Source organism: Sessilibacter corallicola (genome assembly GCF_021290925.1).
GTDB lineage: Bacteria > Pseudomonadota > Gammaproteobacteria > Pseudomonadales > Cellvibrionaceae > Sessilibacter > Sessilibacter corallicola.
Window position 1 is genome coordinate 1,113,821 of record NZ_JAJSLX010000001.1, and the last position, 24,120, is coordinate 1,137,940.

Sequence of the window (24,120 nt, forward strand, 5' to 3'; positions counted from 1 at the left end):
CCCCAAAAAGTCATATGGTGGTTAATTCAACTGTTAAACGATTCATTCATTAATTTAAAATCGTTCAATTTAGAAAATGGATAGAAAGGTTTAGAGAATAATTTCTAAACAAAAATAGAATGAACACTCCCTCATACCAGATGAAAAATACAGCGACTTACTCAACCATTGTTGAATTTTCAACGTCAAATATTTTTTGAATTTTTATTGTTTGACATGTATTAGTTGGATATATATTAGTTGGACATATAAAGGAACACTTATTTAAATTCGCATTTATCGATATGCATTGATGTCTTGAATTTATTAGACACATTCAAAAAATTGAAACACGTTCATTTCACGAATTAAATCGACAACGATATAAATTGATAACCAAATAAATTCAAACGAGAATAAATAACTCAAACTTTATACACAATCGCAATGGGTACTTATCCACCCATCTAATCATTATCTATTAATAAGCTGTGCCTATTAACAGGTATCGAGCATTAAAAAAATATTGTGATTTGTGTCACTCAAATGAAAAGAAAAGAGACAAAGGGGAGGAAAGAAAAAACAACAAGGATGATTGAATTCTGTAAAGGCCATGCCACAAGAAAAAGCCACTTATGGCATGGAATATTACGTGGTAACGCTAGGAAAGGAATCTAAAGAATCACTCGAACCATTACCGGTAGGGAGAGTAATGTTGTACTAGTTAGTCGATCTAATAAAGCAACGTTCCTCGGGCTCATAAGAACTGCTGCGAGTGCTTGATGAAAAAACTAACAATTCTGGTTTGTTATTATTTGAAACTTTTTTAACGAGTTCAAAAGTCGATTTCGCCCCAGAGGGCGCGGGGGACACAACTTCCGGATTAGAGGACATTTAAGCTACCTTCGTATTGTTTAGTCAACATAGAGAAACTGTTTTCGTTATTCTTTGGAGTAACAATCTGAGTAGAAGTTACTCCTAGAAATAAAAACATGTGTAAAAAGAGACATCGTTCACATCACACTGTTAAAACAAGAAGTGATTTGAACAACGCAATTCAATCAAACCAATTCCAGTAAGACACTCAATGCCACAGAGAACGCCGCGCTGTCATTAACTTTACTGTCTTGGATATCTTGTAAAGTTCGACGCCAACGCAGAATTAGTGTGCGCTTGCTTTCATACCAATCAGATAAAAGAGATTTAACGGTAATATCGGAAGCATCATTATTTTTATGAGTATTAAATACGCTGGTTGTTAACTGGCGCAATTGATGATCCAAGTCATTGCGATAACTGATAGACGCCAAAACCTGCCAATGATTTACTGCTTTCACTTGGCGAATTTGATCGTCTAACCAAGTTAAGTGTAACTCACCTCCAAGCTCAAAATAAACAGACGCAACAGAATTTATTGTTTGATTTTGATGTTCAGCAATATCAATAATATCTAATAACCAATACTGGCTGCTGGCGGAGGCACAAAAGGCATTTAATAACTCGGGAATATTTTTTTGTTTATAGTCGTTAAATTTTAACTGCCATCGATCCTGAGGAATAATTGCGCTTAACGATTCAACCGGCGATGAAACTTTTTCCAAGTTGGTTTCATATAGTTTAACGAAATTTGAAAGGCCCAAGTTATAACGATGATGTCGCAAAAACCAATAGGTCGCACGTCTCATTAAAACAATGAGATTGTTCATCATGTCGACTTTGGTATCTGAGGCAACGTCGCTGCTTAAACACTCAATCTCAGACCAGCGCGCTTCAATTTTATAAATTTTTCGTACGATTAAATAAGCCGCCGCAATCTGTGAATAATCGGCTCCCGTTATATTTCTGATAGCATCGACAAATGTGATGCCTACACGGTTGACGAGATCATTGGCAATCTGGGTTGCAATAATTTCACGTCGTAGACGATGCTGTTTTACCGCGTCAGGAAATTCTTGAGACAATCTTGCCGGGAAGGCCGTGCTGATTTCCTCGGAGAATTCAGGATCAGATGTTAACCACGAATGAGTTAACGCCTGCTTTAATTCAATTTTGCAATAAGAAATTAATACCGACAGCTCGGGGCGAGTCAGAGCCTTGCCTTCTTCTTTGCGTTTGTAGAGTGCTTTGGTGGTTGGCAAAAACTCTAAGGCGCGATCTAATTTACCCTCGCTTTCTAAGCGTTTGATTAAACGTATATAGTCGTCGACCGACGCAACGGCGCTACTCTCGGCGATGTTAAGCGCCAGGGCTTGGCGATAATTATTTTTCAGCACCAAGTCACTGACTTCATCAGACATGTCTCGCAATAATTGATTGCGCTGCTTAATGGTTAAATCGCCTTGCTGAACCAACTCGTTGAGTAAAATTTTAATATTCACTTCGTGATCGGAGCAATCAACACCCCCGGCGTTGTCGATAAAATCGGTATTGGCAGCGCCGCCGTGTTGAGAAAATTCAATGCGACCGAGCTGTGTCGCCCCCAGATTGCCGCCCTCTCCCAATACTTTACATTGCAATTCACAGCCATTTACGCGCAAGTTGTCGTTTGATTTATCGCCAACTTCAAGATGAGTTTCACCAGAGGATTTTACGTAAGTACCAATGCCACCGTTCCACAATAAATCAACCGGAGATTTTAACAGCGCTTTAATAAAGTCATTGGGCGTTAATCTGTTCGCCTCTATCCCAAAGGCTGATTTCATTTCCGGTGAAATATACACCCACTTACTGGCGCGACTGAAAATACCGCCGCCGTCACTGATTAAATCGCGGTTGTAATCAAGCCAAGAAGAACGCGGTAACTCAAACAAGCGCTTGCGCTCCAAATACGAAGTTTCAGCATTGGGCATTGGATCAATAAAAATATGTTTGTGATTAAACGCTGCCACTAAACGAATTTTTTCTGACAGCAACATGCCGTTACCAAACACGTCACCGCCCATATCGCCAATGCCGAGAACCGTAAATTCTTGAGTTTGAACATCGACACCACGTTCGTAAAAATGTCGCTTAACCGATTCCCAAGCACCCTTGGCGGTAATACCCATTTTTTTATGGTCGTAACCTTCACTCCCACCGGAAGCGAAAGCGTCGCCCAACCAAAACCCGTAATCGTTCGCTAAGCCATTGGCTATATCCGAAAACGTCGCTGTTCCCTTATCCGCGGCAACCACTAAATAGGTATCATCGCCGTCGTGGCGAACCACATTGTCTGGTGTAACAACTTGTCCATCAACGAGATTATCGGTTAGGTCTAACAATCCTTGAATGTATAATCGATAGCAGGCGATGCCTTCTTCTTGCAAGGCTTCACGGGTTTGCGCGGCCGGTTGTTGTTTAACGATAAAACACCCTTTGGCTCCGGTCGGCACGATCACCGAATTTTTCACCTGTTGCGCTTTCACCAATCCCAATACTTCGGTGCGGTAATCTTCCAATCGATCAGACCATCGCAAACCACCGCGTGCCACCGAACCCGAACGCAAATGAACGCCTTCAACCTTCGGGGAATAAACAAACACTTCAAATTTTGGGCACGGCAACGGAATGTCTGGAATTTGTTGGGGATCCAACTTAAATGAAAAATAGGTTTTTAAGATTTTATTTTCACGCTGAAAAAAGTTCGTACGCAATGTCGCTTTAATTAAATTTAAAAACCGTCGCAAGATACGATCGTCGTTCAGGCTGTCTACCGATTCCAAATCATCGATAATGGCTTGTTCTAACGCGCTTTCAGATTCACCCTCGGTATTTTTGCTTTGCAATTCAGGATTAAATCGCGCCTGGAATAAACTCACCAACTGCTTGGTAATCACCGGATAACGCGCCAAGGTATCGGCAATAAACGATTGACTAAAACCAAAACGAATTTGTTTCATGTAACGCGAATACGCTCGCAATAAGGCAACATCGCGCCACGGTATTTGCGTGCAAACAATCAGCTGATTAAAACGATCACTTTCTATCACACCGGACCAAATTTGAGAGAAAGCTTCTTGTACTAATTGTTTCGATGACTGGAGTTTGTCTTGATCGGCGACCGCACAACACACTTTAAAATCGCTGATTGAATAGGAACGTCCGCAACGGGATTGAATCGCATAGGGATGCTCACTCAAAACACGCATGCCTAATTTTTCTAATATCGGAATAACATCAGACAAGACTACGCCGTTATCAAGGCTGTAAATTTTAAATCGAAGTTCACTCTCATCGACAATAATCGGCTGATAAAACCGCAATGCGAGCCGGTTGGTGTCGGTTAATTCCTGAAGTATGCGAATGTCATTGGCGGCGTTTTCTGCGGAAAAATGTTCTTTGTAAGCAGGGGGAAAACCGCCATTAAATGCATTGTTAATTACGTTACCCGATTGCTGGCCCAGGCTTTCTAAGAGTTGCACTCGAAGATCTTCATCCCAAGACCGAGACGCTTCAAGAACTTTTGCCGACAGCATTACAGTATCTACAGGTTGCTGATCGGTATTTACGTACAACATAAAGTGGGTTCTGAATAACGTCGATTCAGAAAACTGGGCCGATAATTCCACATCAAAGGCGCTGCATTCGCAGACCAATATTTCCTGAACACGGGCTCGTAACGCGGTATTGAATAAATCCCGTGGCACATAATACAAGCAAGAGTAATAACCGTTTTTATGGGCTGGGCGAATCAATAAATGTGGGGCATGACGTTTTCCTATTTCGAAAACTTGTGTCACGGTAGACAGTAACTCTTCGACACTGGCGAGAAGTAATTCTTCTCGGGGTAAATCATCGAGAATGTGTTCGACAAGCTTATAATTATGACCGCCGCGTTCAAAACCCGTGGCATGCAATACCGCTTGTGCTTTTTTTCGAACAACCGGAATAGCCTGCAACGATTGGCGGTAGACTCGCGAAGTGAATAAACCCAGAAAATGATGTTCTTTTGCAACTTCACCGTTGCTATCAAATTCCCGGAAGATCAAATAATCACTGTGAGTAAAGCGATGAACGCTGGCTCGGCGATTATCTTTCCCAAAAAATACGGGTTCGTTGGTACTTTTATAAAAGTCCGCATCAACGTTCGGATCATCCTGATTTGACCGCCATAATCCCAAACTAGAATCTTGTACGACGACAGGTGTTACGCTGGTGTTTGGAATAACCTCTTTATAGGCAAGAAAAACAAAATTATCTTGTTCTAACCACGCTAGCAAAGCGGCTGTCTCCGCATTTGAAACGAGAGAATCTTGCTGGGTTTTAGCATCAGTGGTTTTAGTATCAATGGTTTTAGTATCAGCGGTTGCACTGATACGAGCTTTTAATTCGTTCGCCCGAGCCAACATGTCACGATGATCACCGGTTACTATGGTTACATCCGATAACACCTGTATCAACTGATCACGAAGCTCGTTGATAGTCGTAGAACTGGTAAGACGATCAATTTCAATATAAACCGCCGATTCTAACCGCGCGCCGGAATCGTTATCGACAATATCAATTAGCTCGCCCGCTTCAGCTCGGCGTGTACTTATTACGCCATTGCACAAACTGTGTATTGAATACGAGTGCTGAGTTAACGCCACGCTGATGGAATCGACAATAAACGGCATGTCGCAACTGAGAATTTGAATAACCGTATAATTTGATTGCCAGCCGTGCTCATCCAATACCGGATTAAATACGTCTATTTGGGGATATGCGTCGGAACGTACTCGAAATTTTTGCCAAAGGGATAATACTTTCGCGCAGAGTCGACTTCTGTCTTCTTTTATTAATTCATCAGAAGGCAACACATTGAAAATCTGTTTAGAAAATTGAATAACCTTGTCGGCCTCTTTTCCTTCAATACGTTTTTTTATGTCCTCAGCGAGTTGGTCTAGCACTATTTTTTTTGTTGGAGTGCTGGTATCACTCATGAAATTCTCCAGAAACGGAATCGATAATGAAATTAATAATGCAGATGTACAAATATCAAGTGACTGATCGAATAACCTCGGTTTGAAACGCATTGCACGCTCAAACAAATCGGTCCTTAATGATTTTATGATCGAAGTATACTGAAATCGATAAGGTGAAATTGCCTGTATTAAACCAAAACACAAAAACTTGTTTTTTAATTAGAAATAAATTTGGGTTTAAAACCCCATAGCCGGTCAACATTAGCTGGTTAACATTCATTAAGCCAATCTTCGAACGCACCCCAATCTAAATCGATACACATCGGTACAGCTCAGTAAATCAGACTGGTTTATTATCATCGAGGCTTGCTTAACGTCACCGAAAGCAGTAAAAAACACTCCGTTTTTGATTGCACAAACCAACAGGCCAAACACATGCTCAGCTACCAACATCACTACCACGCAGGCAATCACGCCGACGTTATCAAACACTGGGTACTGCTTGAGTGCATTCACTATTTGCAAAAGAAGAACAAACCCTTTGATTACATTGATACTCACGCCGGTGCGGGCTTGTACCGTTTAGACTCGCAAGCGGCGTTAAAAACCCAGGAAAGTCTCGCTGGCGTGCTAAAGCTCGGCGAGCTTAATTTGCCTGGGTTAGAACACTACCAACGCGCTGTGCAATCGGATTTAGCCAACAATCAATACCCAGGCTCACCGCTGTTGGCAAAACGCTTACTGCGCGAAGGCGACAAAGCTTGGTTATTTGAAATGCACCCCCAAACGCTTAGGGAATTGCGTGACCATTGCGAAGAGAAACGCAAATGCCATGTGCAAGCCCAGGACGGTTTTCGCGGGCTACTGCGACTGCTGCCAACGGCGTCTCGACGAGCACTGGTGTTGATCGACCCTTCTTATGAAATCAAAGAAGATTACCAAACCGTAGTCGACATCATGGCGAAGGCGTACGAGAAAATGCCCCAAACCGTGATTCTGCTTTGGTATCCCGTTGTCGAACGCGCGCGAATTAACACGCTAGAAGCATCAATCAAAAAAACCAACATGCGCAATGTGCAGCTTTTTGAGTTGGGGGTTGATGACGATGACAACCCGGGCATGACCGCCTCCGGTATGATTGCGGTGAATCCACCGTGGACCTTGGCTCAGTCTTTCCAGGCCACACTGCCGAACGTTGCTAAGCGCTTGTCACAAGATGAAAAGCAGCGCTTACGCAGTGAAGTTCTGGTACCTGAGTAAAACTTTCGGCGCAAAACCTGGAGTTCATCCGGGTAAATGGGCCGAATGAGTGTGATCGAAGCTCGGTTTATTCTATACTTGCCCGCCCAATGATTACTCAACTCAGCCCAAGTGGCTATAATTCGAACAGGCATCAATTCGAACAGATAGTCATCGAACAAATAATCATTGGTTTACAACGCCAAATGGAACGGATTATTTTAGACTTTCTTGATAATTTGTTGAGAACTGGCTAAGTAGTATTGCTTCTAAACCAGACAATACGCAGTCGAGGATCATCGTTGATGAATACCATCGCCTGCTTTAAGAAGCGTGTCCTAGTTCTTAAAGAGAGCTCTTAAAGAGAATTCTTAAACAAAGATCTAGAAGACAGTGCTGGAAGATAGAGTATAAGTTGTTAGTGAGTCGTTATGTCTGAATTTATAATGGAACACAAAACATTGTTAATGTATTTGGTTCCGGTGTTTTTAGTGGGTTATTTTATGCCAACCATTTTAAGCTTTGCGCTTAAACGTGAACAGAAGGCAAAAATTTTCACCGCTAACCTGATTTCTGGTATCTCTTGGTTTGCCTGGTTTGGTGTTTTGTTTTGGGCCATTCGCGGACAGACAAAATCAAGTTCTAAAATTTCCGATAATTAAGCAGTTCTTTAATTTCGTATTGACTTAATTAAAGAACAACTAAGTTAAAGAACGGTTTAGTTAAAGAACGACTTAATTACCAGCCCTTAAAAAACCTAAATAAAGAGACGCAAATCTCAACAGAATACGCGCTGCTTTATTTCGGAACTCTGAATATAACCGAGTTCCGATGCATCAAAATTCCCTACAGTTCTTTTTTCGCCGCTGCAAACGCCTCTAACGCAAATTCAATATCGTCTTTACTCAAACCCGCTGACATTTGTGTGCGGATTCTGGCTTTGCCGTGGGGAACCACCGGGTATGAAAACGCCACCACGTAAACACCGTGCTTCAGCATGATGTCAGCAAATTTTGCCGCCGTTACAGCATCGTGCAACATAACTGGCACAATGGGATGTTCTCCCGGTAACAACTCAAAACCTAATCTCTCCAAACCTTCACGGAACAGCTGCGTATTTTCAAATAATTGATCGCGCAACTGGGTTGATTGAGTCACTAATTCCAGCGCTTTGAGTGCGCCAGCCACCACTGGCGGCGCTACGGTATTTGAGAATAAATAAGGGCGCGATTTTTGGCGTAACAACTCAATAATCGTTTTACTGCCGCTGGTATAACCGCCGCTGGCGCCGCCCAGCGCTTTACCGAGTGTGCCGGTAATAATATCGACACGATCCATGCAGTTTCGGAATTCGTGAGTGCCACGACCGGTATTGCCAACAAACCCTGTAGCGTGAGCATCGTCGAAATGCACAAGCGCTTGGTATTTTTCGGCAAGATCACAGATTTCATCCAAACGCGCGATGTAGCCGTCCATCGAAAATACACCGTCGGTGGTGATGAGCTTAAAGCGCGCACCGGCTTTATCGGCGTTTTGTAATTGCGTTTCTAAATCGGCAAGATCGTTGTTTTCATACCGATAGCGTTGTGCTTTGCACAAGCGAACACCATCAATAATGCTGGCGTGATTAAGCGCATCGGAAATAACGGCGTCTTCTGGCCCCAAAAGGGTTTCGAACAAACCGCCGTTGGCGTCAAAACACGACGGATACAAAATGGTATCTTCGGTTTTTAAAAACTGGCTGAGCGCGTCTTCCAATTGTTTGTGTAAGGTTTGCGTGCCGCAAATAAAACGTACCGAGGCCATTCCGTAGCCCCAATCGGCCAGCCCTTGTTGAGCCGCCGCATTCACGTCTGGATGTTGCGCCAATCCTAAATAATTATTTGCGCATAAATTTAAAACCTGATGATTACTGACTTCAACGTGGGCATTTTGCGGCGATGCAATTAAGCGTTCGCTTTTAAATAAACCCGCGTTTTTTATCTCATCCAAACGCGTACCAATATAGTCTTGAAATTGTTCATTCATTATTTTGTCACTCGTCCCAATTGAGAATCACTTTACAGGCTTCGCCGTTATTCATGGCATCAAACCCTTTTTGAAAATCTTCATAGCCAAACCGATGCGTAATAACCGGCGAAATATCCAGCCCCGCTTCGATAAATAACGACATTTTGTACCAGGTCTCGTACATTTCGCGGCCGTAAATACCCTTGAGAGTCAGCATATTAAATATCACGATATTCCAATCGATGGCGGTATCCTGAGAGGGAATTCCCAAAATCGACACTTTCCCGCCGTGACACATATTGGCCAGTAAATCGCGAAACGCAGAGGCATTACCCGACATCTCTAAACCCACATCAAAACCTTCGTGCATGCCCAAAACAGCTTGTACATCCGAGAGGTTTTGCTCGGTGGGATTAACGGTATAGGTCGCGCCCAGTTGTTTAGCGAGCTTTAGGCGCTCAGAATTAATATCGGTAACAACAACATGGCGCGCACCGGCGTGTTTGCACACGGCCGCCGCCATAACACCAATGGGACCGGCGCCGGTAATTAGCACGTCTTCGCCCAATAAATCGTATTGCAGCGCGGTGTGTAACGCGTTGCCGAGTGGGTCAAAAAGCGCGGCGATATCAAGATCAATACCGGGGCGGTGTTCCCAAACATTTGCCGCCGGAAGCGATACATATTCCGCAAATGCGCCTTGACGATTGACGCCGATACCACTGGTGTGGGCGCACAAATGCCGACGCCCCGCCATACAATTGCGGCAACGCCCGCAGACAACATGGCCTTCGCCAGACACAATTTGTCCGGTTTTAAAGGAATTTACGTTGGAGCCAACATCGACAATTTCACCGACAAATTCGTGGCCGGTTACCATCGGCACGGGAATGGTTTTTTGTGCCCAATTGTCCCAGTTGTAGATATGAAGGTCGGTACCGCAAATGGCGGTGCGAAGAACTTTGATGAGGACATCATTAATGCCAATTTCGGGCTCGGGCACGTCTTGCAGCCAAAGTCCTACAGAGGATTCTTTTTTTACTAGCGCTTTCATGACAGTACTTTCTGGTTAAGAAAATCGATACCAACTTCATGGCTTTGGATAAAAGCATGAAGCCAACAAAACACCGTGCGAATCTAGAACTCTGACAACGAAACTCGGCGACCGGTGCTCAATCGCTCAATATTTGAACTTTTATTTCTAATATTGAGGAAACAATTCCGATATAATAGAATACGATTTTCCAACATACAAGATTTTTTCCACTATCCTGATCACCAACTGTCTTGATCAACAAATATCTTAGCCATCGAATATCTTAGTCATCATGAATACTGATAACGAAAGCCTCAAACCCGAAGCCACCATTGATCCCGCCACGCAAGCCCTGTGCGAACGGGTCACTAAGCTGCGCAAAAAGAATAAATTAACTCTCGATCAACTGGCGTCGGTATCGGGCGTGAGCCGTTCTATGTTGAGCCAAATCGAACGCGGCAAAGCCAATCCTACCTTGGCGGTCACCTTTCGAATTGCGCAAGCGTTTGGCATTACGATTGGCGAACTGGTCGACCATTCTTGGTCAACATCGACCATTGAAGTCATTCACGGCAACGACGAAAAAAACCTTTTCCGCTGCGACGAAGAAGTTTCTATAAGAACCCTGTCGCCTTTGCACATGGAAAAAGACATTGAGTTTTATGAAATTCGCATTTCACCGGGAGCCAAATTGATCAGCTCCGCTCACTACGAAGGTACTAAGGAATTGCTGACCGTAACACACGGCTCGGCAGAAATTATTTCCGCCGAAGAAAAGACAAGTTTGCACGAAGGGGATACCGCCCATTACCGGGCGGATGTTGAACACTGTATTGCCAATAATACCGATTCAGAGTTGTTGTGTTATTTGGTGGTAACCGCCGGTAATTAACGGTCGTACACATCAGAATTCGTCTGGCATTAACTGATACGACCGACGGTTTCGGCAACGTTGTTTGCCGCTTGGCTGATCTCTTCAATTAAACCTTGGGTCTCAATGAGTTTTTCATTACAAGACTCAACGTTTTTCGAAATCTCTGCCATTTTACGTTCCGAATCACCCGTCAGTTGGCTGTTTAATTTAACAATCTCTTCAATTTCAGAGGTTGCGTTTGAAGTGTTAGCAGCCAGCGATCGTACTTCATCGGCAACCACCGCAAAACCTCGTCCGTATTCACCGGCACGCGCCGCTTCAATAGCCGCATTCAATGCCAACAAGTTGGTTTGATCGGCGATAGAAGCAATGGTGGTTACGATTTGGGTAATTTTCTGAGATTGATCACTCAGCTCTTGCGTTACTTGATTCGCAGACTCCACCGAGGTCTCGATGGTTCTTGAAATAACCGTGGCTTGCTCCAGTGTTTGCCGACCTTGATCGGCAATAGAAACCGTTTGAAACGAAGTTTCTTCCGCTAATTTAGACACTTCCAGAACTTGCTCAGATTGGCTCACTCGCGATGTAATATCACTGGCAAACTTAACCACCTTAACCACTTTTTTGGTGTCAGAATCCATTACTGGGTTATAAGTGGCTTCAAGCCAAATGGTATCGCCGTGTTTATTAATACGCTCGAACAAACCGGAACGAAATTCGCCATTGCCCAGTTTGGTCCAAAAATTCGGTTCATTCTGGTAGAAATCGTCTTTGCAGAACATTCGGTGATGTTTGCCCACCACTTCCGACAAACTGTAACCGGTGGTATTCAAGAAGTTATCGTTCGCTTTAATAATGTTACCTTCCGGTGTGAACTCAATAACCGCAAGCGAGCGTTTTAGCGCTTCTGTCAAAGCTTCTTGCTCATCCACTTTTAATTTCAGTTCGGTCACATCAGAGGCAACCTTACATACCTTATAAATTCTTCCGTTAGAATCTCTTACTGGCGTATAAGTCGCGTCGATCCAAATCGTACTGCCATCGCGTTTAACACGGCTAAACGTGCCGTGATTAGAATTACCAGCGGCTAAATCCGACCAAAATTGCGAGTATGCCGAGCTGCTTGAAAATTCAACGGAGCAAAACATTCTGTGATGTTTACCGATAATTTCATCGGCGCTGTACCCCATTGCGGAACAAAATAATGGGTTCGCAAAGAGAATTTCACCGTTCGGAGTAAATTCAATATAAGGCAGATTGTCCTTAAAGCTTTGAATTAACGACTGAGAATCGCGAAGATTTTCGAGGTCCGCTGATTCAGTCTCTTCTTTGTGATTATTACCAAAAAAGCCAAACATAAGATGATTCTCTAGTGTTATGAAATTGACATGATTTTTAAGCCATTACTCAGAGCTTTGCCTACATAGAGAATAGACAAAAATCCACAAACCACACACCTCACACAATCAGCAAACCTTAAAAAAATATTAAAAATACGATTTAAGTAATTTGTCGATATATTAGGAATCCGTGGATAACAATCCCTGAATAACAATGCGTCACACAAACTGCCCAGCAAAAAGCGTATCGACCACAAGTCAGAGTTCTTGAGCGCACCTCACTATAAGAGTCACACGCCATCAATCGGCTCTTGTACAAACAATCGCTAAAGTAAATTTACGTTTTAAGAACTAGGGCCTGTTCACACTAATTTAACCGCACCTGTCGCCCCTAAAACGCGTCAGTCTAGGCGTGAGGAGTGCAATTTAGTGCGCTAAATAAGCGACGAACAACAACGAATGGCGTGTTTTAGGGGCGACCCTAGGGGCTCGGCGTATTTTTCCCGTATTTCGTGTTGCAGCTCGTTCATTTGGAACAACCAAATCACACTCTCTGCGCCTAAAATACGAAAAAAATACGCTCCAGCAGGTGTGATTAAATTAGTGTGAACAGGCCCTAGCACCGAGTTTGGAATTACCAACGACTGTGCTAACGTAACCTGCTTAATTAGAAGCTATAAATTTTATGCACAACACATTTATGCACAGTATATCTATGCAAAGTACGTTAAGCCAAACACAATGTTATCGCGGTGTACTATTTTCAGGCTTGATCCTAGCACTTGGATTCATTCTGAGTCAGTTGTCCTTTTTAAGCGGATCTCAATTGGCCTTACTGGCTGTAATCACATTGCTGCTATTGGCTTACACAAAAAAACCAATTTACAAGCAATCGCGTCTTTGGCAACTACTCATTTTCCCAATTATTGCCGTTGCCTTTGTTATCGCCACGACAAAATCTTCCGACATTATTAAGCCGTCGGTTTTTTACGCAGAAGAACTTTATCCGGGCGGGAAGCCGTTTCATCTTCAATTGAATGTCGGCAAAACGTTAGCAGGCTATTTATTGCTGGTTTGGTTGTTACCCTTGTGGTTAAACAACCAAAAGAGAACCTTATCAATCCGTAAATCGACGGTCATTGCGCTTGCGTTTACCGGTTTAATAATCAGCACGGCGTGGGTATTACTGGATTTGGATATTCACTTAAAAAACTGGGTATTCATCGCGTTATTCTTACCGGTAAACTTGCTAACCACCTGTGTTGCCGAAGAAGCGTTTATTCGGCTTTCTTTACAAAAACCCTTAGAACGCTTTTTATCGAGCGCGCTTAGGTCTTCTGTAATTATCAAGGGCTTGCCTATCCTAATAACCACCGTTTTATTTGTGGCTCTACACGGTGTATCTGAGATCAGTGGAATTATAACGTTTGCGCTGGCGGGGCTTCTTTACGGTTTGGTGTATACGCTGACGAATCGCCTGTTGTTTGCCATTTTATTGCACTTTGCTGTAAACGCACTTCACTTTATCTTTTTGACTTATCCTATCTAAGATCGCGATAGGATTTGATTTCAGATTGGGTAAGTCAAACGCTTGTCATATTGGCTTGGTTATATAAACCTGCAAAATTATCCGTGTTCATCAAAAACAGTTACTGCCAACAATGACCGATCCAATCAGCTTATTGTCGAAAGTCTCGTCGTCAGACATTCGATTAGAACCCTATCCGCATATCGTCATTAAAAATGCGTTGCCGAGCGACTATTACGCAAACCTAGAACAGTCGTTCCCTGGTATTGATCAATTGAAATCAATTATGCAAGAAGCCTCTGCCGCTGAACCGAATAATAAATCCTATAAACGAACGTTAAGACATTTAGGGCGCAGAAACAAAAGAGTTAATATTCCCTCGTCTTTGGTTGTTGATAGCTCTTCACACAGTCCTTCACACGATCATTCACACAGTCTTACCAACACCTGGCAACGGTTTATTGACTATCACAGTTCCGACCAATTTTTTAAAGAAATGCTACAACTCTTTGAAGCAGCCATTCAACAGCGTTTCCCTGAATTAAATACCCATGATGCCACTGCAAAACGAAGAAATTCCGCCCAAGACGGCAACTTCTCCGTTGACGCCATGGTTGCCATCAATACGCCTTCTTGGTTTAGAGGCAAAATAACCGGACCTCATACAGACCATCCCAACAAGTTGTTTATAGGGTTGTTTTATATGCAGCATGAGGAAGACATGGGTGGCGGCAACTTAAAGATTTATCAACGAAAAGTTCCGGTCAATGACAAAAACCTAAAATGGCAACCGGAAAGTACGGTGGAAGAAATATCGACGATCAACTACGACAAAAACACATTTGTACTGTTACTGAATACTCCTGAGTCTGTTCATGGGGTCACAACTCGCTATCGTTCCAAGTTCCCAAGACGGTTCGTAAATATAATTGCAGAAAGGGATCATCCCTTTTTTTGACTGATTGTTATTTCAAAACAGGCTGTTAATTTCGAATTTTTCGCGTTAATAAATTTCATTCAAAACGTATTAATCAGTTAATCCGAGGTTCACTAACCTGAGGTTTACTAAGCAATCACCTAAATATTTTTGTCGCTTAAATTTAATATTTAAGAAACAGTTCTGCCATCGCATTTAATTACTCTATTTTCAGTTGAATTTCCAACTGCTCGATTCTAAAGCCCTTGTTATTAAAACGATCCGGTTTAATTAAATGCGTATTCTCATTATTTACGATGGCAAGCCAGGTCACCTATCGCAATCACTTGGTCTAGCCAATTTAATCGCCGCTCGAACAGCGCAAACAGTTAGTATTGATCACTTAATTGCTAAGCCTGAAATTAAATTACTTAATCGATTACTAAGACGACTGAGCGTAATTGACCATTCAATAATAACCTGGATTGTTAAACAAGCGTATCGGGCTGATATTCCTAAAGCGCGACCAGATTTAATTGTATCGTTTGGTGGCAATGTTATAGCACTTAATGTCGCTCTCAGAAATTATTGGAAAGCTAACAATATTGTTATTGGAAATTGCTATTCGATACCGAGCCAGTTTTTCGATGCTCAGATTACAATGTTCGGCGAAGAGAATCATTCAAAAAACATCGCCAGTTTTGTTGCTCTTTCTGGTATTTCTCGAAAAGAATGTTTGAGCTTAGGCAAACAGTTAAATAGTAAATATTCCAACACTCGTCATTGGGCTATGTTGATTGGCGGTAACGGAAGCGGGTACGAATACACTGAGGATGACTTTCATCATTTGGGTCGCTCAATGGCAGAATTGAGTTATCGATACGGAATTAAATGGTTGGTAACCACTTCTCGAAGAACCGATGTTATTGCCGAAATTATTCTTAGAAAATATTTAACCCACGAAACCACGTCTGATGTTTGTTTTTATAATTCCGGCGAAAACTCTTGCATAAAGTCAATAGTCGGTGCCAGCGAGCGTATTTTCTGTACGGAAGACAGTCTCTCTATGTTGTCAGAGTCTGTATCACTGGCGAAACCGGTTATTTCGGTGAAACCAGAGAAAACGTCAAACCAAGGAATTCATCGAAAAGCAATTGATAGAATGACGTCGATTGGTTTAATCGACCCGATAGAGATACACAAGTTATCCACTTACCAACCTACCCAATTTGCACCGGAAAAATCTTACGACGCGCATTTGGAAGATATCTACCAGCAGACAAAACAACGGGTGATTAAAGCTAATCACGTGCGTACTCCTGTGTTTATGGAAGAAGAAATCACTGCGCAATAGGTTTTTATTGATAAACTATTTTGATCTGAATGTGCTTTTAATTCGAAAATTTTTTGATCCGAAAGTGCTTTAGAAGCGTTTAATTAACATAAAGAACACTAGCGCATTCTAAAGCTTCTGCCGATATCCTTGGTTTGCTTTTTTGCCGGAAAATACTCTGCCACATTCACGATAAAATCGTACCGGCGTAACAGGCTTTTATAGATTTTGGTAAAATACCAAGCCAGACGAATTGATAAACGTTGATCAACTTTTTTAGCTGACGATTTTTTTATCGTGCTGTGCTCTCCTACCTCATAAATAACGTGTGGTTCAACGCAATAACAATTGAGCCCCATTAAGAAAAAGCTGTCGTAGAAGCCATCAATAGGCAGTGATATCTCGGCCCCTTTTGTTAGAATTCTGCGCATACCTTCTCGGTTAACAATATAACCTTGGGTACCTAAACCACCGCGCACAAGGCGAGTAATGGTGTGCTTATCTGAAATAGCTTTAATCGCTTTACGCCGACGCATTTTTAAATTCATCAGTCGTACAAAATGAAATTTAGATTCCATGGCAACGACAGATTTAATCACACGGCCCAAGTCGTCTTCGGGTAGCACGTCACTTTCAAAGATACAAATGTGCTCCAACCCTTGTTCGTAAGCTTCTTTAACCAGGCGGTAATGGGATAAATAACACCCTACTTCGGACGGCGTTAGCTCTACGCGACGATTAACTAATGATTGTGTTTGCGATAAGGTCTCACCTGATTTTGTTTTAGGCATTCCTTGACGACCATCAACGCCAGTTTTAATCGCCGCGTTTATGCCTTCATCACGCAAATACGCCTGTAACGTTTTCGCTTCTTCTGTATAAGGCTCAAGACTGATAATCCATGCGTTAATCGACATAACAGAGTTCGTGTAAAAAACTGAGTCATCGACTCTAGTATTTTTTTATGTCAGTTTTGCGACTCAGTTTTTGACCGACTGTTACTTATTTGTTGTTAGTCAGCAAGCTACTAACAAACCATTGCTCAGAATAATCAATAACTTGCTCATCGGAATGGCTGTTGGTATCGAAGGTATTAAATATATGATTGGCGCCTTTGATTAATCGAACTTCGGCGTGGTTGGAAGATGAAGAATTGACGATATTGAGGTCGTGCATGGGAACAAAATCTTCGGTGCCTCTGACGGTCAGTAATTCTCCCGAATAGTGATGCAATGTTTTTAGAGGCTCGTATCCCTGCATACCTAAATAATGCTGTTTGGTAACGGTAATATCGGTAAATTCGTTAAAAATTCCTTCACCTTCTTCGATGATATCCCGAATATTTTTTTGCGGTTTTATATTGGTAAATATTTCGCTGGGGTTTACCGCAGAGGACCACAACACCAAACTGTTGATGCTGTTGTTGATATTTCCGGCCAGAGCTATTGCCGTTGCACCACCCAAACTGAAACCGACCACGCCGATGGGTTTATCGGGGCACTGGCGAGTTAGGTAATCGTACCCGCGCTGCGCGTCTTCTATTCGAGATTGAAAGGTACTGGTCAGTCGGTATTGGGAGCGCTCCCGCTCGCTTTCCCCACGTACGTTAACCCGAATAGAGGCGATGTTGTTTTCTGCCAATTGCTGAGCCAAACGTTTAAACATGCCGCCAACTTCGTCCATTGACGACACCCAACCGTGAATCATAAGTACACACGCTTGAGGCGATTTTGCCTTGGAAGCATTCCATGTTGCTTCGGTGGATTCATTGAGCAACAGCGTTTCTTCGCTATAAGCGAGTGTTGAGCCAAACAGTGTTAAACCAAATAGTATTGAACCCAGCAACGCAATAACTGGCCGTAATACATTTTTAACTATAAATCGATACATCTTAAAAATCACACCCCGAAAAAAACAATTGTTTTATTTATACCATATTCTTATTCATTGAATAATGATGGCATTAACACTCAACTTTTTATGACCTCGGCCGTTGTATTTACTAATTCCTAGACAAAGCCACGCACGAATTTTTGTGAGTTACTCATACAATTTTTCGGCCGGTACAGGAATTCAATAAATTGATGAGATAAAAATCCGTATAAGCTGGTAAATCACGCGTAGTGTTGCTAAAAATAATATCGTTGGTCTCCATTCAAGATGACATGCCGTGAGTCATCAATAGTGCCAAGCAGTCGTGTTAGCTTGTTCCATTCTGCGCAATAACGCACACCGGTTTTTACTCAATGTCAGAGCGTTATCAATGTTAAAAAATAAAATAACAGCCTTCATTGTTGTTCCATTTCTGAGTTTATGCGCTGCATTTGCCGGATTCTGGCTATTCGGCATTTGGGGCAGTATAGTACCTGCCATAATTGCGCTTATCGTTGCATTTTATTACGTTCATCATGTGATAAAACCTCTTGAGCAAATGCTCACAAAATTAGCGCACTGTTCTGATTTGGATATTAATCTCAATAACGTAAAACTCACAAGTGACAGCATTGATCGCCTGGGTTCAATTAGCAAAGATAAAGCCAGCGGTATTTCTAAGTGCTGTAACTCCATTGCCATTGCCGCCGCGGAAGTATCTCATGCGGCAGACGTGCTAAAAGCCAGAGTTGATTCGCAAGTCAGGGAAACCCGAGAAATTAATGAAAACTCCATGGCGGTGACCCGTATCATTGATGATTCGGCAGCAAGTATCACTACATTAGAAGAAACTTCTCAGCTGACTCACTCTGCTTGTCAAACCGGGCGAGAATCCATACGCAATGCCAATGAAGAAATGAACAATACTGGCGCAGAGGTTCGTAAAACTGCGAATTTAATTGAACAGCTCGAAACCCGCGCTTCCGATATATCCAACATTGCTAAAGTGATCAGTGACATTGCCGACCAAACCAATTTGCTTGCACTAAATGCAGCCATTGAAGCCGCTCGCGCTGGTGAAATGGGACGCGGCTTTGCTGTGGTGGCCGAAGAAGTAAGGAATCTGGCCAATCGCACGGCGGACTCCACCAATCAAATTCGAGACATGGCACTGGAGATCAACAAAGACACCAAGTTGACCAGCGACGCAATGCAATCGGTCGTGGTCGGCGTAGAAAAAGGTGTTGAAACCATTCAGGTTGTCGATCGCCAATTGCAGGACATTCTCTCTTACGCCGAAGATATTGATTCACGTATCAGCAAAACGGGGGAACAATCCAGAGAAAGTCGAGATTATCAAAGCAATATTATTACTTCGATTTCATCGTTAGCGGGCGGTTTAGAAAGCACAGCAGCCGACATTGAATTAATTGCTACGGAGTCGCTTCAACTGGCGGATAAATCGGAAGTCATTTACGACTTGCAAGGAGCGAGTTCGTTTGAAGGACAATGGAAAGATTTGTACAACACGTTGCAAGCCGCCGCCACAGAAATTCAAGCCGTTTTTGAACGCTCTATTGATAGCGGTGTAATCTCGATGGAAGATTTGTTTGATCGCAACTACCAGCCCATCGCCAATACGAATCCAACCAAATACAGCACTCGGTTTGATAAATTTACCGACCAAGTCTTGCCCGCAGTTCAGGAGCCGATTCTTTCCCAATTACCCTTTATTATTTATTGCGGAGCTGTGGACAACAACGGTTATTTTCCCACGCACAACACAAAATTTTCGAAACCATTAACTGGGGATTACAATACCGACCTTGCCAACAATCGCACCAAACGCATTTTTAAGGATCGCACAGGTTCGCGTTGCGGATCGAATGTAAAACCGTTTTTAGTGCAAACTTACAAACGTGATACCGGAGAAATCATGCATGATTTCAGTGTTCCGATTTATGTGAAAGGTCGTCATTGGGGAGGTTTGCGCTCTGGCTTTACCGCACTTTAAATAACCTGGGCGTTGCACCCAGGTTACACAATAAAGGTTATACGGCAGAATTACACAGAAAAATTAGTTGTAGATTTTTGCCAACTCGTCCATACCAGCTTGGTAAATACCACTGACTAATTCAAAGGCTTCGGTGTCGGTCACACCGTTGGCCTGGAAGCGTGAACGCCAAACCACTTCACTCTTCTTACCGCGAGATTTCACTTCAACTACGCCTTCGTAATCCTGAATCGGTAACGGTGCACTGATGACAATGTAACGGTAAGAATGCTCGGCTTCTTTTGCTTCTAAAAGCTGATCGAAAATAACGCCACCGTCGCCCAAATACAGTGCACGAACATCGCCCATTTGACGACTTTCTTTTACCGCTGGGTGCCAGCGCTCGATACCATTAAAAGAACCAACCAACGCCCACACAGCCGAAGGCTTCGCATCCAAAACAACCGATTTTTTTACCTCAATCCACTCACTTGCGAAAGCAGAAGAAGCCATACACACAGCAGCGACCGCTGCCAACACCAACTTTTTCATAGAAGCACCATTTTATAGTTTTAGTAACCACTCTAAATTTATATAGATGGTTATTATGTGTCTATAATTCTATAGGATTGGTCCCAAAGGCTGAGTTTTGGACAATACTTAGTCGACCGAATTAACCTATCGAAGTTGTCGAAGCTTTAAACAACGTGAATAGACATCACGTATCAATAACTTCACCGGTGAGGGCTTAACGACAAAGGAACTATCCGGGCTAATTTGGGTAATTTATTTAAACTACTCAATGAAAGCGCACACGTCATGCATATTGATCAATACCAGGGATGTTTTTTGGGGCTGGCACTTGGAGACACCTTAGGTGCTCCTTACGAAGGCGGACCGTTAGAGCGATTATTGTGGAAATCCATCGGCAAAACCAAAGACGGTAAACTTAGATACACCGACGATACACAAATGTCGATTGATATAGCCGCTTCTTTCTTAAAACACAACGCAATTAATCAGGATCATCTAGCGCTTACCTTCGCCGAGAGCTACCAATGGTCTCGAGGTTACGGTCCTTCTGCGGCTAAGCTTTTAACACTCATCAAAAAAGGGGTTCATTGGCGCGAAGCTAACACAAAGAAATTCAAATTAGGCTCTTTTGGCAATGGCGCTGCAATGCGGGCTCCAATCTTAGCTTTATGCTTTCCAAATAATGTTTCAGACATGTTAGACAATGTTGTCAAAAGTGCTGAAATTACTCACTCCCACCCTTTAGGAATAGAAGGCGCTAAGCTGGTTGCACTGACAACACAACACGCGTTGCTGAATTCAAGTAACAATAAAATCATTGAAGATTTATTGCTATACAGTGACACTGACATCTATAAAAAGAAAATAAAAACCTGCGCTGATTTAATCAATCAATCCGACATCAATACCAAAACCGTAAAATCAACATTAGGCAATGGAATGGCCGCCCACGAATCCAGCATCACCGCTATTTACTTTGCCTTAAAATTTCGCAAGAGCAACTTTGAAGCCATGCTTCAATCCATCTTCAAACTCGGCGGGGACGTAGACACCATTTGCGCAATGGCAGGCGCCATTTGGGGAGCTGCGAATGGCTGCCATTCTTTATTGAATCAAACTGAATTAATTGAAGGCGGGACACAAGTATTGGAGTTGGCGGAAAAATTGTTTGCACGACGTTAAAACCCATCTAGGCAAACATATAAACACTTCCTTTACTTTTCATTAGAAGTTAGAGGAAGTATTTATAATCTTACCGCCAATTATATTAGGGCTTTTTAGCTTCAGCCTTTTTAACGCGTATTTTATTCTCACCCACTATTTTATTATTTAGGGTTTTTATGGCTGCTTTGGCTTCGCCAGGTTTTGGGATTTCTACAAAACCAAACCCTTTGGAAGCGCCAGTCTCTTTATCCATCACCAGATTGCAAGATCGAACGGTACCGAACTCTTCAAATAAATGTCTCAATTCTTCTTCCGTTGTTGTTCGATCTAAATTACGTACTAATATTTTCATTTTATTCCAAATAAACTGTATCGATAAATACTTACACCTGACCTTGTCGGTAACGTTTTTCCATCCCATTTAAAAACTGACGGAACAACTGGTCTTGGCATTGTCGATAATTTTTATGATCGGCGCGACGAAACAAAGCGCTAAGTTCATGCTTACTCGGCTCAACGTTAACAAGCTTAAGTATGGCTAATAGATCGTCGGCCTGTAAATCTAATGCGATTTTTAGTTTTCGCAAGATGATATTGTTATTCAAGACGGTTTCAGGCTCAGGAATAACACCATCTTTTGCTCCGCGATTATTAATGATCAAACCATTAAGAAAACGCGCTAATTCAATATCTTTGCAGGCGACAAAACCAGGCTCTTCTTCACGTTTCAACCACGTAAGCAATTCTGACTGATTGGATTCATAGCCGCCTTGCTGAAAGATAGACAACATCACCTGATCACTGTAATCAAAAATATAACGCACTCGGTGTAAGACATCGTTATTGTTAATGACTAACCCTCCTGTATTGAAGACGTATTATCACGCGTAATCGCTTTTGGGGTGATATCGACATAAATAGTCATAATATTGTTGGCAACAAGGTCATCAATTCCCGCTATTATAGAGGATGGCTTTACGCTGACTGCGGTCTCCTCAGACTGGCCGAATTTGCAATCAAATCCCCAATAGGTAGCGCCAGGAGGCAAAGGCTTACTGCGGGATTTTTTTAGAAATTTTCTTATATCGTGCTTTACCGAATCGACAACACGGGGCACCTTGATTTTGGGATGGACTAAGTTGAAGGTCTTTTTCATTGAAATCCTAAAAGTGAGCAGCTACAGCTGCCGAAATGTCTGATGGCGGGCAGTGTAATGCGTTTAACCAGAATCCGCTATCACTTATAGAATAGTCTAACATTTGTACGAACACTTAAAGTTTGAAATAACCATCACAGCAGGGTTAGACCCGCTTTCTATCATGAGGCAGGCCTGTTTTTAGAATCGATATTAGTTAGATGTAATAGTGAGCAAGATAAACAGATAAATATTACCAATCATAGGAATAACAATAAGATTACTTTTTTGATTACTCATTTTTTTTTGGAGATCAGATTTTAAAATCAATTCCTCCAAAATCTAAATTGGCATAAATTTCTGGAAAAGTAGAGTGGGTAAAACGTGCGAACATGAAAGGTAGAGATAACATTGCTATATCAACTTTCGTTAAATACATCACTTAGATTTAATAAAATCCGATGAAAGTTGTACTCCAGATTCATCGATAAGAGTCAGAAGTTCATCATTAATGCTATTTGTAACTATAGGAAAAGTGTTATTTAAGAAGTCAAAAAAATTACTTTCAAAACTTTTCCAACTCTTATGGCGATTGATTTTCATGCAATCCGTTGAGTACTCAATGTTCAACATATTTAATACTTTTTCGTAATTCCCCTTGATATAACATTGGTCTGTATTGCCTTTATAACAATATCTATTACCAATATTCATTATTATCAGTTGATCCAGATATTCCACATCAACCTTAAGGTAAATTCCAGCTTCAGCTCGATAAGTAATCACAGAAAAGAGGTTACTATGCTCCTCTTCAAGCTTATTAAATCCATAATTCGATAAATAGCTTGTTAATTTTTTAAAGAATAGTTTTTCATCACTATATTCAGGCATGACAACCTCACATTATAATTTTAGAAATGCCAAATAAGGCTTTATTCGGTCATTTCATAGAACACTCGCTGATTACCCTGTAACTCTACAGAAAATCACTCTGAAGTCGTTAATTTTTTTGAAAAATAACTCAAATTAGAATTTTTTGATCCACTGAAGTGATAGTTTTTAATGACAATTAATTTGTTTTTTAAACTAAAGTGTTAGAAGTTTTTATACTGATATTTTTAACAAATAATCAGATTTCAGTTTTTCTCATTGAGTTAGATTTAACGATAGGAATTGCAGTCATTTAATACACGTCGTAATAAAATCTACGAGTTTTAAACAAACTTAAGGCAGTTACGTAAATTCAACGTGCCTGGAACAACTGTACAAAATTCAACCTTGAAAG

Annotated in this window: 19 protein-coding genes and 1 pseudogene; 8 read left to right on the forward strand and 12 right to left on the reverse strand. The window is 41.9% G+C overall.

All coding sequences use genetic code 11. The annotated features are described in order from the left end of the window. Positions 1-1,040 precede the first annotated feature (1,040 nt). Positions 1,041-5,879, reverse strand: a complete 4,839-nt coding sequence (locus tag LU361_RS04660) for an NAD-glutamate dehydrogenase (RefSeq protein ID WP_233087412.1) — start codon at positions 5,877-5,879, stop codon at positions 1,041-1,043. A 417-nt stretch (positions 5,880-6,296) separates the two neighbouring features. On the opposite strand from LU361_RS04660, the gene LU361_RS04665 reads away from it, so the two are divergent. Both LU361_RS04665 and LU361_RS04670 read left to right on the forward strand, forming a co-directional pair. Further along, complete coding sequence (locus tag LU361_RS04665) at positions 6,297-7,121, forward strand: 23S rRNA (adenine(2030)-N(6))-methyltransferase RlmJ (protein ID WP_233087414.1); 825 nt, start codon at positions 6,297-6,299, stop codon at positions 7,119-7,121. A 410-nt stretch (positions 7,122-7,531) separates the two neighbouring features. After that, entirely contained in the window at positions 7,532-7,762 is a 231-nt protein-coding gene (locus LU361_RS04670) for a superinfection immunity protein (RefSeq protein WP_233087416.1), read from the forward strand. A gap of 184 nt (positions 7,763-7,946) precedes the next feature. Here the strand turns inward: LU361_RS04670 and LU361_RS04675 are convergent, their stop codons facing one another. Both LU361_RS04675 and tdh read right to left on the reverse strand, forming a co-directional pair. After that, entirely contained in the window at positions 7,947-9,128 is a 1,182-nt protein-coding gene (locus tag LU361_RS04675) for a glycine C-acetyltransferase (RefSeq protein ID WP_233087418.1), read from the reverse strand. 7 nt (positions 9,129-9,135) lie between these two features. Next, complete coding sequence (tdh, locus tag LU361_RS04680) at positions 9,136-10,164, reverse strand: L-threonine 3-dehydrogenase (RefSeq protein WP_233087420.1); 1,029 nt, start codon at positions 10,162-10,164, stop codon at positions 9,136-9,138. A gap of 274 nt (positions 10,165-10,438) precedes the next feature. Between tdh and LU361_RS04685 the strand changes: the two genes are divergently transcribed. Then, complete coding sequence (locus LU361_RS04685; protein WP_233087422.1) at positions 10,439-11,038, forward strand: helix-turn-helix domain-containing protein; 600 nt, start codon at positions 10,439-10,441, stop codon at positions 11,036-11,038. Between the two features lie 29 nt (positions 11,039-11,067). Here the strand turns inward: LU361_RS04685 and LU361_RS20435 are convergent, their stop codons facing one another. Together LU361_RS20435 and LU361_RS20440 are read right to left on the reverse strand one after the other, a co-directional pair. After that, a complete protein-coding gene (locus tag LU361_RS20435; protein ID WP_434064657.1) occupies positions 11,068-11,598 on the reverse strand; it encodes a methyl-accepting chemotaxis protein in 531 nt (176 codons plus the stop codon). Further along, positions 11,596-12,378, reverse strand: a pseudogene (locus tag LU361_RS20440) (PAS domain-containing protein); the annotation flags it as partial. The pseudogene LU361_RS20440 and the gene LU361_RS20435, both read right to left, overlap by 3 nt. Positions 12,379-13,075: 697 nt before the next feature. Here LU361_RS20440 and LU361_RS04700 point away from each other — a divergent pair. The 3 genes from LU361_RS04700 (at position 13,076) to LU361_RS04710 (ending at position 16,158) form a co-directional block, all read left to right on the forward strand. Continuing rightward, complete coding sequence (locus LU361_RS04700; protein ID WP_233087424.1) at positions 13,076-13,909, forward strand: CPBP family intramembrane glutamic endopeptidase; 834 nt, start codon at positions 13,076-13,078, stop codon at positions 13,907-13,909. Between the two features lie 112 nt (positions 13,910-14,021). Then, entirely contained in the window at positions 14,022-14,846 is an 825-nt protein-coding gene (locus LU361_RS04705; protein WP_233087426.1) for a hypothetical protein, read from the forward strand. A 253-nt stretch (positions 14,847-15,099) separates the two neighbouring features. After that, a complete protein-coding gene (locus tag LU361_RS04710; protein ID WP_233087436.1) occupies positions 15,100-16,158 on the forward strand; it encodes an ELM1/GtrOC1 family putative glycosyltransferase in 1,059 nt (352 codons plus the stop codon). A 98-nt stretch (positions 16,159-16,256) separates the two neighbouring features. Here LU361_RS04710 and LU361_RS04715 read toward each other — a convergent pair whose 3' ends face one another. Both LU361_RS04715 and LU361_RS04720 read right to left on the reverse strand, forming a co-directional pair. After that, positions 16,257-17,054: a glycosyltransferase family 25 protein gene (locus tag LU361_RS04715; RefSeq protein WP_233087438.1), complete on the reverse strand. Its 798-nt coding sequence runs from the start codon at positions 17,052-17,054 to the stop codon at positions 16,257-16,259. An 85-nt stretch (positions 17,055-17,139) separates the two neighbouring features. Further along, entirely contained in the window at positions 17,140-18,027 is an 888-nt protein-coding gene (locus LU361_RS04720) for an alpha/beta hydrolase (RefSeq protein WP_233087440.1), read from the reverse strand. Positions 18,028-18,400: 373 nt separating this feature from the next. Here LU361_RS04720 and LU361_RS04725 point away from each other — a divergent pair, with 373 nt between their 5' ends. Further along, on the forward strand, positions 18,401-20,023 hold the full coding sequence (locus LU361_RS04725) for a methyl-accepting chemotaxis protein (protein ID WP_233087442.1): 1,623 nt from the start codon (positions 18,401-18,403) through the stop codon (positions 20,021-20,023). Positions 20,024-20,086: 63 nt separating this feature from the next. Here LU361_RS04725 and LU361_RS04730 read toward each other — a convergent pair whose 3' ends face one another. After that, a complete protein-coding gene (locus tag LU361_RS04730; RefSeq protein WP_233087444.1) occupies positions 20,087-20,554 on the reverse strand; it encodes an SRPBCC family protein in 468 nt (155 codons plus the stop codon). A 267-nt stretch (positions 20,555-20,821) separates the two neighbouring features. On the opposite strand from LU361_RS04730, the gene LU361_RS04735 reads away from it, so the two are divergent. Continuing rightward, on the forward strand, positions 20,822-21,718 hold the full coding sequence (locus LU361_RS04735; protein WP_233087453.1) for an ADP-ribosylglycohydrolase family protein: 897 nt from the start codon (positions 20,822-20,824) through the stop codon (positions 21,716-21,718). A gap of 85 nt (positions 21,719-21,803) precedes the next feature. On the opposite strand, the gene LU361_RS04740 is transcribed toward LU361_RS04735, so the two are convergent. The 4 genes from LU361_RS04740 to LU361_RS04755 all read right to left on the reverse strand — a co-directional run bounded on the left by LU361_RS04740 (position 21,804) and on the right by LU361_RS04755 (position 23,726). Continuing rightward, positions 21,804-22,052, reverse strand: coding sequence for an RNA recognition motif domain-containing protein (locus tag LU361_RS04740; RefSeq protein ID WP_233087455.1), 249 nt, complete (start codon positions 22,050-22,052; stop codon positions 21,804-21,806). A gap of 31 nt (positions 22,053-22,083) precedes the next feature. Further along, the gene (locus LU361_RS20285) at positions 22,084-22,551 is read right to left on the reverse strand and encodes a YehS family protein (protein WP_350338000.1); all 468 of its coding nucleotides are present in this window, start codon (positions 22,549-22,551) and stop codon (positions 22,084-22,086) included. A 2-nt stretch (positions 22,552-22,553) separates the two neighbouring features. Continuing rightward, entirely contained in the window at positions 22,554-22,856 is a 303-nt protein-coding gene (locus LU361_RS04750; RefSeq protein WP_233087459.1) for a DUF6172 family protein, read from the reverse strand. 417 nt (positions 22,857-23,273) lie between these two features. Then, complete coding sequence (locus LU361_RS04755) at positions 23,274-23,726, reverse strand: hypothetical protein (protein WP_233087461.1); 453 nt, start codon at positions 23,724-23,726, stop codon at positions 23,274-23,276. Positions 23,727-24,120: the final 394 nt, after the last annotated feature.